The organism is Olleya sp. R77988, assembly GCF_044594215.1.
GTDB lineage: Bacteria > Bacteroidota > Bacteroidia > Flavobacteriales > Flavobacteriaceae > Olleya.
Window position 1 is genome coordinate 2965373 of sequence record NZ_CP138988.1, and the last position, 16066, is coordinate 2981438.

General features: G+C 30.1%; 14 protein-coding genes. 9 read left to right on the forward strand and 5 right to left on the reverse strand.

Annotated elements, in window-relative coordinates; all coding sequences use genetic code 11:
- Window positions 1-53: 53 nt before the first annotated feature.
- The 7 genes from SJY17_RS13440 (at window position 54) to SJY17_RS13470 (ending at window position 10982) form a co-directional block, all read left to right on the forward strand.
- Window positions 54-743 carry a TIGR00730 family Rossman fold protein gene (locus SJY17_RS13440; RefSeq protein ID WP_397363079.1) on the forward strand — a complete coding sequence of 230 codons (690 nt, stop codon included), beginning with the start codon at window positions 54-56 and terminating at the stop codon, window positions 741-743.
- Between the two features lie 9 nt (window positions 744-752).
- Window positions 753-2018, forward strand: a complete 1266-nt coding sequence (locus tag SJY17_RS13445) for a T9SS type A sorting domain-containing protein (RefSeq protein WP_397363080.1) — start codon at window positions 753-755, stop codon at window positions 2016-2018.
- Entirely contained in the window at window positions 2015-4846 is a 2832-nt protein-coding gene (locus SJY17_RS13450; protein ID WP_397363081.1) for a metalloprotease, read from the forward strand. The genes SJY17_RS13445 and SJY17_RS13450 overlap by 4 nt, the downstream gene beginning before the upstream one ends.
- A 152-nt stretch (window positions 4847-4998) precedes the next feature.
- Window positions 4999-7410: a thiamine pyrophosphate-dependent enzyme gene (locus tag SJY17_RS13455; protein ID WP_397363082.1), complete on the forward strand. Its 2412-nt coding sequence runs from the start codon at window positions 4999-5001 to the stop codon at window positions 7408-7410.
- Window positions 7411-7499: 89 nt separating this feature from the next.
- Window positions 7500-10244: a T9SS type B sorting domain-containing protein gene (locus SJY17_RS13460; protein ID WP_397363083.1), complete on the forward strand. Its 2745-nt coding sequence runs from the start codon at window positions 7500-7502 to the stop codon at window positions 10242-10244.
- Window positions 10244-10510: a DUF202 domain-containing protein gene (locus SJY17_RS13465; RefSeq protein WP_397363084.1), complete on the forward strand. Its 267-nt coding sequence runs from the start codon at window positions 10244-10246 to the stop codon at window positions 10508-10510. The genes SJY17_RS13460 and SJY17_RS13465 overlap by 1 nt, the downstream gene beginning before the upstream one ends.
- A gap of 1 nt (window position 10511) precedes the next feature.
- Complete coding sequence (locus SJY17_RS13470; RefSeq protein WP_397363085.1) at window positions 10512-10982, forward strand: hypothetical protein; 471 nt, start codon at window positions 10512-10514, stop codon at window positions 10980-10982.
- 26 nt (window positions 10983-11008) lie between these two features.
- On the opposite strand, the gene SJY17_RS13475 is transcribed toward SJY17_RS13470, so the two are convergent.
- Genes SJY17_RS13475 through holA form a run of 5 tightly spaced genes read right to left on the reverse strand, consistent with a single transcriptional unit; the run spans window position 11009 to window position 14571 of the window.
- Entirely contained in the window at window positions 11009-11740 is a 732-nt protein-coding gene (locus SJY17_RS13475; RefSeq protein ID WP_397363086.1) for an ATP-grasp domain-containing protein, read from the reverse strand.
- Window positions 11741-11799: 59 nt separating this feature from the next.
- A complete protein-coding gene (locus tag SJY17_RS13480; RefSeq protein WP_397363087.1) occupies window positions 11800-12162 on the reverse strand; it encodes a cupin domain-containing protein in 363 nt (120 codons plus the stop codon).
- A gap of 6 nt (window positions 12163-12168) precedes the next feature.
- Complete coding sequence (locus SJY17_RS13485; RefSeq protein WP_397363088.1) at window positions 12169-12630, reverse strand: DinB family protein; 462 nt, start codon at window positions 12628-12630, stop codon at window positions 12169-12171.
- Between the two features lie 11 nt (window positions 12631-12641).
- Window positions 12642-13556 (reverse strand): SMP-30/gluconolactonase/LRE family protein, encoded by a 915-nt coding sequence (locus SJY17_RS13490; protein WP_397363089.1) that lies wholly within the window; start codon window positions 13554-13556, stop codon window positions 12642-12644.
- A 10-nt stretch (window positions 13557-13566) separates the two neighbouring features.
- A complete protein-coding gene (holA, locus tag SJY17_RS13495) occupies window positions 13567-14571 on the reverse strand; it encodes a DNA polymerase III subunit delta (protein ID WP_397363090.1) in 1005 nt (334 codons plus the stop codon).
- Window positions 14572-14597: 26 nt separating this feature from the next.
- Here holA and SJY17_RS13500 point away from each other — a divergent pair, with 26 nt between their 5' ends.
- Complete coding sequence (locus SJY17_RS13500; protein ID WP_397363091.1) at window positions 14598-15044, forward strand: type I restriction enzyme HsdR N-terminal domain-containing protein; 447 nt, start codon at window positions 14598-14600, stop codon at window positions 15042-15044.
- Window positions 15041-16018: a glycosyltransferase gene (locus SJY17_RS13505; RefSeq protein ID WP_397363092.1), complete on the forward strand. Its 978-nt coding sequence runs from the start codon at window positions 15041-15043 to the stop codon at window positions 16016-16018. The genes SJY17_RS13500 and SJY17_RS13505 overlap by 4 nt, the downstream gene beginning before the upstream one ends.
- The last annotated feature ends 48 nt before the right edge of the window (window positions 16019-16066 follow it).

The window sequence follows — 16066 nt, forward strand, 5'->3', positions numbered from 1 at the left end:
ATCAGATAAAAACAAATAAACGAATTAACAAAAAACAAATAAACGAGAGATATATGAGAAAAGAACAACATCCAAAAGGTTGGAACGAGAAAAAAACTAACGATTCTTGGGCGATTTTTAAAATCATGGGAGAATTTGTTAATGGATTTGAAAAAATGAGTGCTATTGGACCTTCTGTATCTATTTTTGGCTCTGCACGTACAAAACCAGACCATAAATATTACAAACTTGCTGTAGAAGTTGCAGAAAAAATAGTAGAATCTGGTTATGGTGTTATTACTGGTGGTGGACCAGGTATTATGGAAGCAGGTAATAAAGGTGCACATTTAGCAGGCGGAACATCTGTTGGATTAAATATTGATTTACCTTTTGAACAACACGACAATCCCTATATAGATTCTGATAAAAGTTTAGATTTTGATTACTTTTTTGTTAGAAAAGTAATGTTTGTAAAGTATTCTCAAGGATTTGTAGTGATGCCTGGAGGTTTTGGGACATTAGACGAGCTGTTTGAAGCTATCACATTAATACAAACCAATAAGATTGAAAAGTTTCCAATAATATTAGTTGGAACAGAGTTTTGGTCTGGACTAATGGATTGGGTAAAAGCGACTTTATTAGATAAATTTTCAAATATAAGTGCTAAAGATTTAGATTTAATCCACTTAGTTGATACTTCAGAAGAAGTTGTAGAAATCTTAGATGGATTCTATAAAGATTATGGTTTAAGTCCAAACTTCTAAAAATATAACATGAAAAAAAAGGTTCTTTTTTTTACATTACTACTTAGTTTTTCTGGTGTCTTTGCACAAGACACCTTTAAAACTATGTTCTATAATTTATTAAATTTTCCGCTACAAGAACCAGCAAGCACAAGATTAAATGAGTTAGAAGTTATCTTATCAGATTACCAACCAGACTTGTTTATGGTTTGCGAGCTTAACAATAGTTCTGGAGCAAATACCATTTTAAGCATGATGCAACAAAGCATCAATGCTAACTATCAAATGGCTAATTTTGTTTTAAACACAAGTGATAACAACCTTGGTAATCAAAACGATTTACAACATTTAATCTATTATGATAGCACCAAGTTTAGCTTAGAGTCTCAGACAGAAGTCACTACAATCTACAGAGATTTTAATCATTATACATTAAAATTAAACACAGTAAATCAAGATACCAATCCAATTATACTTAATGTAATAGTATGCCATCTTAAAGCGTCAAGTGGTACAACAAACCAACAATTACGCTTACAAATGGCACAGGATTTGACAACCTATTTAAACGGTTTTTCAAATACGGATTACTTTTTATTAGCTGGAGATTTTAATGTGTACACCAACTCAGAGCCTGCTTTTCAAGAGTTTATAAATACTTCTAACAACATTACTTTTATAGATCCAGCAAATAGAATGGGTAGTTGGCATAATAATTCTAATTATGTAGATGTGTTTACACAATCTACCAGAACTGCTACTGGACTAGGTGGTACAACTGGTGGTTTTGACGATAGATTTGACTTTTTAATGACAAGCACTTCATTAAGCAATAATACAGAGCTACAATTTGTACCAAATAGCTATCAAGTCTATGGTAATAATAACAATGTAAACTGTTGGAATAGTGCAATTAATAGTACAGATTGTTCTGGTGCTTTGTTTTCAGAATCTATCAGAGAATCTTTACACAATTTTAGCGATCATCTTCCCGTTACATTAAATATAGAAACCAATCAAAATTTTTTAAGCATACCAGAAGTTTCAATAGCTCAGCCAAATTTTGAGATTATTGGAACAAATATGGTTACCAATACAATAGAAATAAAAATAAACAACCAACCAACTTTTACAACCAACTTAAACATTTACAACACATTAGGCCAGATTATTAAAACCGTTCCTATAAATTACGAAACTATTAACATAGATACTTCGTATTTATCTGAAGGTATTTATTACATTTCACTTACTGATGTTAACGTTCAACCCTTAAAGTTTGTAAAAGTCAATTGAAATTAAAGAGCTCTATTTTAATATGCTATTTATTTTTTAGTATTTCGGCTTTAAGCCAAAATACTATAGATATTGATGCTGTATTTAAAACAGAAAATCATACTATCAATATAAAACAAACAATAAAGTATCAAAATAGATCTAGTAAGACTTTAGACACTATTTATATAAATGATTGGAGTCATAGTTATTCTTCAAAAACAACACCTTTAGCTGAGCGTTTTGCGGACGAATTTAAAACCACATTTCATTTTGCAAAAAATGAAGATAGAGGTTTTACTGCTGTAACTAGTATTAAACAATCCAATCAAAATGTGTTTTTCGAACGCTTGAAAGCGCATCCAGATGTTATAAAAATAGCACTTAAAACACCTCTTAAACCTAATGAGTATTATGATTTAGCAATGACCTACATTGTGCAAATCCCTAATAATAAATTTACACGTTATGGTGTAACAGGTGATGGAGAATATAACTTACGTTTTTGGTACATGACACCTGCTGTTTTTGATGGCTCATGGCATTACTATAGCAATAAAGATTTAGAAGATTTATTTGTAGAGCCTGCAAATATCAACTTAAACCTAACTTATCCTAATAATTTTACTGCACTATCAGAATTAGATATAGTTGAAAGTACTACTGAAACAAAAAATACAGTAACAACTTTTACAGGAGAAAACAGAATAAACACCAAACTGTCTTTAGTTAAAAAAGACGATTACAATACTGTTGAAACAGATTTTTTCAGCATTCAATCCAACATAGATACCGAAAGTTTAGAGCCTACAAAAATTGCAATTTCATCAGATAGAGTTGCACAATTTATTACAGATAACTTAGGCGATTATCCACACAAAAAAGTACTATTAACTTGGATTGACTATAGAAAAGACCCTATTTACGGTCTTAATTTATTACCAGATTTTATTAGACCTTTTGAGGACACATTTCAATATGAATTAAAACTACTTAAAACAACCTTAAAAGTATATTTAGAAAACACATTATTAATAAATCCACGTGAAGAGCAATGGTTATTAGATGGTATACATATTTATTATTTAATGAAATATGTAGACACCTTCTACCCTAACCAGAAAATATTAGGAAAATTATCTAATGTTTGGGGAGTTAGAGCTTTTCATGCTGCAGATTTAAATTTTAACGATCAATATCCTTTTTTATACATGCATATGGCACGTACAAATATTGATCAACCTTTGGAAATGCCAAAAGATTCGTTATTAAAATTCAACAAAAATATTTCTAATAAATATAAAGCAGCAATTGGTCTAAACTACCTAAATGATTTTGTTGGAGACTCTATAGTAGACAAAGCTTTAAGCGATTTTGTTAAACAATCAAAACTTGTAAGATCTACTCCAAAAGATTTTGAGGCTTTATTAAAATCTAAAACTAATAAAGACATTAATTGGTTTTTTAATGACTACCTAAATACTAGTAAAAAAATTGATTTTAAAATTAAAAAGATTAAAAAATCAGAAGATTCCTTAAGTATTACACTTAAAAATTTAAGAGGCTCTAACATGCCTATTTCTTTATTTACATTGGAAAATGACAGCATCACATCTAAACAATGGATTAAAGGTTTTAAAGGCACTAAAACAATAACAATTGCTAATAAAGAAGTTGATAAATTAGCTTTGAATTACGATTACGTTGTACCAGAATTAAATCAACGTAATAATTATAAAAAACTTAATGGTTTTTTCTTAACTAATAAACCATTACAGTTTAGGTTATTTAAAGACGTTGAAGATCCAAATTATAATCAGGTGTTTTTCATGCCAGAATTTACCTATAATTTTTATGATGGTGTATCTACTGGTTTAAAACTATACAACAAAACCCTATTAAGTAAGCAGTTCTTATATAAATTCAGTCCTAAATTTGGTTTTAAAAGCAAGCAAATAGTTGGTAGTGCTTCATTAATATACAACGCTAGGCCAGAAAACTCTAATAATTACAGAACACGTTATGGATTGTCTGGAAACTATTTTAATTATGCACCAAATTTATCCTATACTTCATTTACTCCTTTTATAGATTTTAATTTTAGAAATCATAAAGATCTTAGAGATAACAAACGTAAATACCTATCTTTTAGATATGTCAATATTAATAGAGAAGTAGATCCAACTGGAGAATTTGAAACTGATGGAGAACCAAAATATTCTGTCTTTAATGCAAAATTTGGTATTGTAGACAATAATTTAAAAGAACATGCTGCATTATTTACAGATTTACAATTAGCAAAAAACTTTGGAAAAATATCTGCAACATTAGATTTTAGAAACCTAAACGAAAACAATAAGCAATTTAATCTACGAGTGTTTTCAGGTATATTCTTATATAATGACACCTATCAAGATTCTGACTTTTTCAGTTTTGCATTAGACAGACCAACAGATTATTTGTTTGACTATGACTATATAGGACGTAGTGAAGAAACAGGTGTTTTAAGCCAGCAAATAATTATTGCAGAAGGTGGTTTTAAATCTAAATTAAAACAACCCTTTGCTAATCAATGGATGACAACAGTAAATACTAGTGCAACATTGTGGAGATATATTATGTTGTATGGTGATGCTGGAATAATTAAAAATCAAAACTTTAGCCCAGAGTTTGTATATGACACAGGATTAAGATTAAATCTAGTTGAAGACTATTTTGAGCTTTACTTTCCGTTATACTCCAATTTAGGTTGGGAAATAGGACAGCCAAATTACGACCAAAAAATCAGGTTTATTGTAACCCTTTCTCCTAAAACTTTATTAGGCTTGTTTACAAGGCGTTGGTATTAATAAATTCTTAACAAAAAATCAATTTTGTTCAATAATTTATTAATTTCTAACTAAAAACAATGTTTTATTAAGATTACAGTAATTTTTTAAGATTTTTTAGCCTTGTAGAATTGACATTTTATAACTAAATTTGTCTTCTCAATTCCTTAAATATGCAAACAAAATCTAACACTAAAAAAGACTTGTCTTTTGATGACTTTAAAAACGAAGTACTTAACGATTATAACATAGCTGTTACTAGTCGTGAGTGTAGTTTGTTAGGACGTCGAGAAGTGTTAACTGGTAAAGCTAAATTTGGAATTTTTGGTGATGGTAAAGAAGTCCCACAATTAGCTATGGCTAAAGCTTTTAATAATGGTGATTTTAGATCTGGTTATTACAGAGATCAAACTTTTATGATGGCTATTGGAGAGTTAACCATTCAACAATTTTTTTCTGGATTATATGCTAATACAGATTTGGATCAAGAGCCAATGTCTGCTGGACGACAAATGGGTGGACATTTTGCAACACACAGTTTGGATGCAGATGGAAACTGGAAAAACTTAACCAAACAAAAAAACTCAAGTGCAGACATCTCTCCTACTGCAGGACAAATGCCTAGACTTTTAGGTTTAGCTCAAGCATCAAAAATTTACAGAAACGTTAAAGGTATCGATACCACAAATTTTTCTGTTAATGGTAATGAAATTGCTTGGGGAACTATTGGAAACGCTAGTACAAGTGAAGGTTTGTTTTTTGAAACCATTAATGCTGCAGGTGTATTACAAGTACCAATGATAATAAGTGTTTGGGATGATGAATACGGAATATCTGTACATGCAAAACACCAAACTACAAAAGAAAATATTTCTGAAATCCTTAAAGGGTTTCAACGTGATAAAAACAATAATGGATACGAGATTTTACGTGTCAAAGGTTGGGATTATGCCAATTTAATTGCAACGTATGAAGAAGCTTCTAAAATTGCAAGAGAAGAGCATGTTCCTGTTTTAATTCATGTTAACGAATTAACACAACCTCAAGGACACTCGACTTCAGGATCGCATGAGCGTTATAAAGATAGAGACCGTTTAAATTGGGAAGCAGAAAATGATTGTAACCTTAAAATGCGTCATTGGATTATTGATAATAACATTGCTACAGATGAAGAGTTACAAGTCATTGAAAAAAACATAAAAAAGCAAGTAAGAGATGCTAAAAAAGCAGCTTGGTCAAGCTATTTAAAACCTATGTTGTCTGAAAAAGAAGAACTACTTTTTTTATTAAAAAATGTAGCAAAATCTAGCTCTAACAAAGTGTTTATTGAAAAATTAGCTAATGACTTTGAAGCTATTACTGAGCCACATAGAAAAGATTCAGTTTCTACAGCAAGAAAAGTGTTACGCTATTTAATTGCTGAAAATTCAACAGAAAAACAACAATTATTAGATTGGATTGACGCATTTTTTGCAAAAGTACAACCTTTATATAGTTCGGATTTATATAATGATAGAAGTACTGCTGCTATTCATATAAAAGAAGTAAAACCAACATACGACACTAGTAAAGATCCTGTAGATGGACGTGTTGTTTTAAGAGAAAATTTTGATTATATCTTTAGTAATCACCCAGAAACATTAGTTTTTGGTGAAGATGCAGGTGCAATTGGTGATGTTAATCAAGGATTGGAAGGCTTACAAGAAAAATATGGCGATTTACGTGTTGCAGATGCAGGAATTAGAGAAGCCACAATATTAGGTCAAGGAATTGGTATGGCAATGCGAGGATTACGTCCAATTGCAGAGATCCAATACTTAGACTATATCTTATACGCATTACAAATTATAAGTGATGATTTAGCAACCTTACGTTACAGAACAAAAGGACGTCAAAAAGCACCACTTATAATCCGTACACGTGGACATAGGTTAGAAGGTATTTGGCATTCTGGATCACAAATGGGTGGCGTTTTAAACTTAGTAAGAGGTATCCATGTTTTAGTACCAAGAAACATGACTAAAGCTGCAGGTTTTTACAACACATTATTAGAAAGTGATGAGCCTGCTTTAATTATAGAATGTCTAAATGGTTACCGATTAAAAGAACCATTACCATCTAATATTGGACAGTTTAAAACACCAATTGGTGTTGTAGAAACTGTTAAAGAAGGTACAGATATTACATTAGTATCCTATGGTTCTACGTTAAGAATTGTACAACAAGCTGCTAAAGAGTTAGCAGAGGTTGGTATTGATGCAGAAATTATAGATGTGCAATCCTTATTACCTTTTGATTTAAATCATGACATTGCAAAAAGTGTTGCAAAAACAAATCGTTTAATGGTTATTGATGAAGATGTTCCTGGAGGTGCTTCTGCATATATTTTAGATCAAATATTAAACACACAAAATGCGTTTCAATATTTAGATAGTCAACCAAAAACATTAGCTGCAAAACCACATAGACCAGCTTATGGAACAGATGGAGATTACTTTTCAAAACCATCTACAGAAGATGTTTTTGAAGCCATTTACGCTGTAATGCATGAGGCTAATCCAAATGATTTTCCAAAGCTTAGATAAAAACAAAACATTTTTAATAATATAAAGCACTTAGTAATAAGTGCTTTTTTTATACCTTTAAATTTAATTTTCAGAATTTGAAACGCTTTTTGTTCATATCAAAATTACTATATATCTTATTCTTTTTATTTAGCTTATCTATACAAGCTCAAAGAGAGTCTAGTAATTGGTACTTTGGAGATTTTGCAGGTGTAAGTTTTAATACAGGAAATCCAGTTGCTTTAATCGATGGTGCTTTAATGACTAAAGAAGGTTGTGCTACTATTTCTGACCCAAATGGTAATTTATTATTTTATACAGATGGAAAAACTGTTTGGGATAAAACCCATAATATTATGCCAAACGGAACTGATTTAATGGGAGACAGTTCTAGTACTGAATCAGCTATCATCATTCCAAAACCAGGAACAACCTCTTCCTATTATATTTTTACGACTGATAAACCAAGTTATTTTTTATCTCAAAATGACCCAATTGATGGGCTTAATTACTCAGAGGTTAATTTGCAATTAAATAATGGATTAGGAGATGTTGTTACAAATAATAAAAATATACACTTAATAACTTACGATGCCAATAATGCTGTACAAAATGAATATAAAAATTCTGAAAAACTTACAGCTGTAACACATAGTAATGGAAGTGATATTTGGGTAATTACACAATTTATGAATAAATTTTTCGCCTTTAAAGTTACTGCAACTGGCGTAATTGAAACACCAGTAGTTTCTACAGTTACGCAAAGTGTTTTTCCTAGAATTAACGAAGCAGGATCAAACATTACAGCTATTGGCTATTTAAAAGTATCTCCAGATGGAAAACAAATTGCAATTGCACATAGTTCTACTTCATTAGGAAGTCCAACTACTGGATTACGAAAATCTGGTCGCGTTTTATTATACGATTTCAATAACTTTACTGGTTCTGTTAGTAATGAGCAATTACTTTTAGACAACTCGTATCCTTATGGTGTCGAGTTTTCTCCAAATTCAAAATTACTTTATGTCACAGCTACTCAATTTAGTATAGACGACTTATTTGTGGATAGTAGCTTAATACAATATAATACCGAAAGTCAAAATATTCCAGCTTCACAAACCGTTATTAATACTTCTCAAAATGTAGCTGGAGCCTTACAATTGGCTATTGATGGAAAAATTTATAGAGCTGGATATGTTTTATTTGGTGATGGCACACATCTTTCCGTTATTAATAATCCTAATAATCTAGGTTTAAGTTGTAATTATTTACACAACTCCTTTTTCTTGCAAAACAAAACAGCACAAATTGGCTTGCCACCTTTTATTCAATCTATTTTTAAATTTTCATTTAATTATGAAGACACATGCTTAAACGATAATACACATTTTTACATTACATCTGATGACCCTCATGATAGCGTTTTATGGGATTTTGGTGATGGCACAACTTCTACAATAGCAGAGCCTTATCATACTTATACGCAACCAGGAACTTATATTGTTAGTTTAATAATGTCCATTAATGGTATTGATTACGATCCATTAATAAAACAAATTTTGATCTCAGAGCCTCCTCAAGTTATCCAAAACACTTATGATTTGATCGAATGTGACTCCTTTGATGCAAACGCAACAGATGGAATTACTACATTTAATTTACATGATGCTGATAATGCTTTAGTTATGAATACATCAGAGAATTTTCAAGTATTTTACTATCACTCTTTAGTTGAAGCTGAAAATGATATATATAACAACTCCTCTATTACACCAATTTACACTAATCAATATAATCAAGAAACACTAATAGCAAAAGTAACCAAGCCTAATACAAACTGTTATAATATTGCTCATGTTAGATTAAACACAACACAATCTGTGGATGTTGGAATCTATCAATTAGAGACGTGTGATAGTGATAATAATGGAGAAACAACTTTTAACTTAAATAGTGTTAGAAATGATATTATTAATAGCCTATCGCTAAGCGGAACTACTACAGTCAATTTTTATCTTACAGAACAAAATGCCGCTAATAATTTAAACAATTTACCAGATAACTACACTTCAGGAAACTCTATGCTTTTTATAGCTGTTACAAACAACAACGTATGCTTTGGGTTTGGACAATTAGAGCTTATTGTAGATAGTTTTCCTGTTGTGGAGAATCAATATTTAGAGATATGCCAAGTAGACTTTCCAATAACTTTAGACTCAGGATTAAGCTCAGGAATCGTATCAAATTATAATTATTTATGGAGTACTAATCAAAACACAAATAACATTCAGATTAACACAGAAGGGACTTATAGTGTTACTATTACAGACCCCATTTTAAATTGCAGCAAAACTATTGATGTAGTAGTTAGCCAAGTTCCATTACCAGAAATAGAATCCATTACTGTCTCTAATTATTCAGCAACTATTGTATTAACAAGTACACTTGGTAACTTTGAGTTTGCTATTGATAATGATTTTGGAAGCTTCCAAACTTCAAATATATTTTATAACCTAACACCTGGTGATCACACCATTTACATTAGAGACCTCAACCATTGTCAGCAAATATCTAGAACAATTAAAGTCCTTGGTTTTCCAAAATATTTTACACCAAATAACGATATGCAAAACGATTTTTGGAATGTTTTAGGTTTAGACCAACAAACCTACCCAAATCTTGAAGTTTTTATTTATGATAGATATGGAAAATTATTAACCTCCTTTAATCCAATAAGAACATTAGGTTGGGATGGAACTTATAATACTCTATTATTACCTCAAAATGACTATTGGTATACTTTACAATTACCAGATAATACAGTATATAGTGGACATTTTACATTAAAATTATAATGAAAGAAAAAGAAAACAATTTAACTACTAGAGATTGGTTAGCAATCGAGCGAACTAAACTTGCTAACGAACGTACTTTTTTGGCCTATTTTAGGACGTTTTTAGTGATTTTAGGAACAGGAATAACCATTATAAAGCTAGATCTTCTAGCTGACCTTAAAACCTATGGAATTGTACTTATTGCAATTGCACCATTTATTTTATTAATAGGGATTGTTAGATTGTTTACAGTAAAACGTACCATTAAAAAACATTATAAAGTTTAAGATGAAAGCAGTATCTGTTGTTACTATACGTAAAGAATTAAAACATAAATCTAGCGAAGAGTTAGCACAATTGTGCTTACGCTTATCCAGATTTAAAAAAGAAAACAAAGAGCTTTTAACCTATTTATTGTTTGAAGCAGATAGCGAAGCTGGTTATATTGAAACCGTAAAAGCAGAAATTGACGAGCAGTTTGAATTAATAAACACAGACAGTTTTTTTTACATTAAAAAAAGTGTACGTAAAATATTACGAAACACAAAAAAATATATTAGATACTCGCTTAACAAAGAAACTGAGGTTGAACTACTACTCTACTTTTGTAAAAAGTTAAAAGCTATGCGACCATCTATTTCTAGAAACACAACATTAACCAATATTTACCAACGTAATATTGAAGCCATCACAAAAAAAGTATTGGCTTTACATGAGGATTTACAGTATGATTATACTTTGGAATTGGAGGATATGTGATGGTTTTTTGTTACAAGTCAAAGACATTAAAAATTGCATAAATCTTTTTGATTAGTCATTTCTGACCAACGTGCAGAAATTAACTTTGCATAATCCGTATAGAACAATCCATAATTACCAATTGAATAACCTTCATTAACTTCTACAATTAAAAACCTACCATCTTTTGTTAGACCAAAATCCATAGCGTAACCAGCTGGAGCATTCTCATAGGAATTAACAGCTTCTTCAATAATCTTATAATCATATTGACTCCTCCAATCTCCTTTATAAGACTTAACACCAAGTATCTCATTATATCTAACAAAAACTCTCCATTCACTTATAAAATCGACAGGTTCAGATACCCAAATAGGGACATTTTTTTCTCTATCGCCACAACCAATCAAGTCATAAGTACTTTTGACATGTCTACCAGTAAATTTTTTAAGGCTGCCTTTTGGTTTCACAAAAACATTCCACGACTCTGGATTATTAGAAATCTTTTCAATCGTTGATTCACTTATATTTCTTCCATAATATTTAGCTAAACTTCTAGGGTAGTCATTATGCTCTGGCACATCTAAGTTTAGTGCTTTTAATGCTGTCTGTATAAAATCTATACTTCCTAAAAAAATATTACTTTCAGCAATGATTAGGTTATCAAAACTTTCTACCTCTACAATTTCAAATCCCATATTATAAAAAGCTTCAATACCAACATAAAAACTAATATTGCTAAAATCTCCTAATTTAGTCTTCTCTATATATAAAGTCATGGTATAAAATTCTATTTATTAAAATGCTATACGCAAATTGTTATTTTTAAAATTAAAAATCACTTAGGCTCAACAATCAAAAACACAGCAGTACTATCTCCAACGTTAAGTACTTCGTGTTCGCTTAATTGGTCGTTAGACCAATTAACACCAGTTGTAACAGGTACATTTCGTGTGCCTTTACTATCTGTTATTTGAAATGTACTTCCAGCTAAAGTATAACCAAAATGTGGTTTATGGTAATGTTTTTGGTGACCAACGTTTGGCGGAAACGTACATTTTAAAATACGTTGTTGTTTGGTTTCGCTTAATACTTCACACACCTTTTTACCTTCCCAACCTGCTTCTAAAGGATCTGGAAGTGTTTGTGCTGGTTTGCATGAAACCAAAACTAGTATTAAAACAAATACAATGTTTTTCATTTACATTTAAGCTTTAAGAAAATTTTCTATTTGCAATCTATGTCTTAAAATATGTACAATTGCATGTTCTAATATCTGCTCTACATTAAAGGTAACTCCCCATCTTGCTTTTAATTGAAACTGACTTAATTCCTTATTCGTTAAATGACTTATTTTTTGTAGAATTCCTTCAGTATAATCAACCATTTTATCCAACTCATCTATAGCTGTAATTGGATTATTATTAGTCTTTTTATATTCTACCCAAGTACTATCTTCTGTTATTGAATCCAAATAACTAGCATACAAATAACCAGAATGTATACAATGATTTACAACTGTTGCAATTGATTTACAATCTGGATCTTTGGTATTAAAATCTCTGGTTTCAGCAAAATCACTTTCTGATAGATTAGATAAAATCTTTTTTAAAGGCAACATTGCACTTCTGTATTCTACCAATATTGCAACAAGCATTCTATTTTTCATATTTAAAACGTTTATTCTACATTGATTTGATAAGCATCTACTGTGTTTGCAAAAAATGTAGGAATCAATAAAACATTAGTTTTTGGGATAATTGAAATATCTGCAGCATTTATTTTAGCGTCTTTAGTATCTAATATTTTTGTTGCAACTTCTCCTTTTAAATGTTTTGAAGCAAAGTATACTTCTCCAGGCCATGTTGATATAATATAACCTTCAGCAATAGATACAATACCATCTCCTCCATTAATACCACTTGCTAATAGCTTTTCTTTTTTAGTTACTTTATCAATAGCTATAAAATCGCCTTTACTATAAGAGACTGCTAGTATACGATTGTCTTCAACAAAAATACCGTTTGGATTAAAATCTGTAAATGTTTTCCATACAGAAACTTTATCGTTAGTAATTTTATGGATTTTATTATTACGCGTATCTGTTACAAAAACGTTACCATTAGTATCAATATCTAAATCGTTTAAAAACTTAGCACCTTCAATTTTAATATGTTTTTCGATAGTTCCTGTTTCTACATCAATCTTTACAACTTCGTCAATGTCAGCAACATATAATTTTCCGTTATAAATGTTTATTCCTTTTGGTGCATTTAAACCAGTTACCCAGTTTTGGGTTAACACTTTTCCATTTGTATATAAAATAGAAAGGGTACCATCTCCATCTTTAGCATCAGGTGGTACTGCTCCCATATTAGAAACATAAACAACATTTTTTTCTGCATTAAAACGTACTGCTTCGCAAGTAGTTAATAGCGTATCTGTTTTCCACAACTGTTTTAATGTAACCGTTTTTTTAACGTTCTCGCTTATATCTTTAGAATCTATCGTATCTGGTTTTGTGTCTGGTTTTGCATCTTTACAAGATATTATAGTCAATATAAATAACAGGAAAACATATTTTAATAATTTCATAATAACTAATTTAATTCATAATCTTAACCAACAATTCTTTTAACAAATCACCTTGTGGTACTGCATTACTATTAACCCCTTTACTTCTTACATCAAACTCTCGTAAAACAGCTATAATTTGACTTACTTTACGCATAGGATAATTGAGTGATGCTTCAATATATTCGTTTACAAAATAGGGATTGACTTTTAATGCAGATGCTATACTACGCGGATTTTTATCTGACATTCCATGTAAATGCAATAATTGAGAGAAAAAATTAAACAATAAAGAAACCGTAACTACCATTGGATTATCCTTTGGGTTATCTGCAAAATAATGTACAATCTTAAAAGCTTGAGTTGTATTTTTTGCTCCAATTGCTTTACGCAATTCAAAATTATTGTAATCTTTACTTATACCTATATTTTCTTCTATATGCTCTGGAGTAATCTGTGTGTCTTTTGGTAAAACAATTTGAAGTTTTTCAAGCTCATTATTAATTTTACCTAAATCTGTTCCTAAAAACTCGACTAGCATTTGTGATGCTTTTGGAGTGATAGAATATCCTTTTGGTGACAACACACGTCTAATCCAATCTGGTACTTGGTTATCATACATTTTTTTACTCTCGTAAACGCAACCAGTTTTTTTAATGGTTTTATAAACTGCTTTACGTTTATCAACCTTTTTGTATTTATAACACAACACTAAAACTGTTGTAGGTTGTGGGTTTTTAGCATAATTTGCTAATTGATCAATGGTTCTTGCTAAATCTTGTGCTTCTTTTACTATCACAACCTGGCGTTCTGCCATCATTGGATAACGCTTAGCATTACTAACAATATCTTCTATTGTTACATCACGACCATATAAAATCATTTGGTTAAAACCACGTTCTTCTTCGGTTAAAACGGTTTGCTCAATAAAATCTGAAATTTTATCAATATAATAAGCTTCTTCACCCATTAATAGATAAATAGGTTTAAGTTGTTTATTTTTTATGTCAGTTACTAACTGTTTGACTTCGTCCATTGAAAAAAAATCCTCAAATTTGTGTAGTGCAAAAATTAAATTTCCCTACATATTCGTTTCGTTTCAAAAATAGCGAAAATAAAGTATCTATTTTTGATGTTGTACGTAAAAAATTTATCATTTTACAACCCGAAGAATGGGTTAGACAACATTGTGTGCATTATTTAATTGAAGTCAAAAAATATCCGCTCTCACTTATTAATGTTGAAAAGGAATTAAAAGTTAACGATTTAAAAAAACGTTACGACATTGTTATATTTAATCCAGATGGAAGTATACATTTAATTGTAGAATGTAAAGCACCAAAAATTGAAATTAAACAAAATACTTTTGACCAAATTGCACGTTATAATTTAGTCTTAAATGCTACTTATTTAATGGTAACCAACGGAATTAATCATTATTATTGTAATATGGATTTTGAAGCTGAAAAATATGAGTTTTTAAAAGACATTCCAGAATATTCTAAATGAAAATAGCAGTCGTCATACTAAATTGGAACGGAAAAGAATTACTTGAAAAATTCTTACCATCGGTTGTAGCTTATTCTAAAGAAGCCACAATTTATGTTGCAGACAATGCTTCAACAGACCATTCTGTTGCTTTTTTAAAAGCTAATTATCCCGAAATAAAGCTTATCCAAAATACAGAAAACGGTGGATATGCAAAAGGTTATAATGATACTTTACAACATGTTGAAGAAGATGTTTATTGTCTTTTAAATAGTGACATAGAAGTTACTAAACATTGGTTAACGCCAATTATTGAAACATTTAACAAAGAAACTGACACAGCAATCATACAACCAAAAATTTTAGATTACAAAGACAAAACCAAGTTTGAATATGCTGGAGCAGCTGGTGGTTTTATAGATAAATATGGTTATCCATATTGTAGAGGACGTATTTTTAATACTATTGAAACTGATACCAATCAGTATCAAAATACAACTATTTTTTGGGCTTCTGGAGCATGTTTTTTTATAAGAAAAAAAGCATTCAGAACATTAAATGGTTTTGACGAAAGCTTTTTTGCACATATGGAAGAAATTGATTTATGTTGGAGAGCTTTTAATTTAAATTTTACAACCAAGTATATTGGAGAATCCACAGTATATCATGTTGGAGGAGCGACTTTAAATGCTAGCAACCCTAAAAAAACGTATCTAAACTTTAGGAACAGTTTATTTACCCTAACCAAAAATGCTTCTGGAAACTTATTTATATTAATGTTTATAAGGTTAATACTAGATGGTATTGCTGGTATAAAATTTTTATTTAGCCTAAAGACAAGTCATACTTTAGCAATAATAAAAGCACATTTTTCTTTTTATGCACATTTGCCTAAATTATTAAATAAACGAAAATTAATTTCGCAAAAAAGTGGGTATAATAAAACGAATTCGATAGTTTTCAACTATTATCTACTAAAAAAGAAAACAATCTAAGGTTGGTTTAAATTTATTTTTCTAAATTTAATTAGAATTTTAAAAGCC

What these genes read in the sequence shown, in the direction of transcription:
- SJY17_RS13465 (WP_397363084.1), top strand. Translation starts at nt 10,244, where the DNA reads ATGAAAGAAAAAGAAAACAATTTAACTACTAGAGATTGGTTAGCAATC.
- SJY17_RS13440 (WP_397363079.1), top strand. Translation starts at nt 54, where the DNA reads ATGAGAAAAGAACAACATCCAAAAGGTTGGAACGAGAAAAAAACTAAC.
- SJY17_RS13455 (WP_397363082.1), top strand. Translation starts at nt 4,999, where the DNA reads ATGCAAACAAAATCTAACACTAAAAAAGACTTGTCTTTTGATGACTTT.
- SJY17_RS13480 (WP_397363087.1), bottom strand. Translation starts at nt 12,162, where the DNA reads ATGAAAAACATTGTATTTGTTTTAATACTAGTTTTGGTTTCATGCAAA.
- holA (WP_397363090.1), bottom strand. Translation starts at nt 14,571, where the DNA reads ATGGACGAAGTCAAACAGTTAGTAACTGACATAAAAAATAAACAACTT.
- SJY17_RS13490 (WP_397363089.1), bottom strand. Translation starts at nt 13,556, where the DNA reads ATGAAATTATTAAAATATGTTTTCCTGTTATTTATATTGACTATAATA.
- SJY17_RS13505 (WP_397363092.1), top strand. Translation starts at nt 15,041, where the DNA reads ATGAAAATAGCAGTCGTCATACTAAATTGGAACGGAAAAGAATTACTT.
- SJY17_RS13470 (WP_397363085.1), top strand. Translation starts at nt 10,512, where the DNA reads ATGAAAGCAGTATCTGTTGTTACTATACGTAAAGAATTAAAACATAAA.
- SJY17_RS13445 (WP_397363080.1), top strand. Translation starts at nt 753, where the DNA reads ATGAAAAAAAAGGTTCTTTTTTTTACATTACTACTTAGTTTTTCTGGT.
- SJY17_RS13475 (WP_397363086.1), bottom strand. Translation starts at nt 11,740, where the DNA reads ATGACTTTATATATAGAGAAGACTAAATTAGGAGATTTTAGCAATATT.
- SJY17_RS13485 (WP_397363088.1), bottom strand. Translation starts at nt 12,630, where the DNA reads ATGAAAAATAGAATGCTTGTTGCAATATTGGTAGAATACAGAAGTGCA.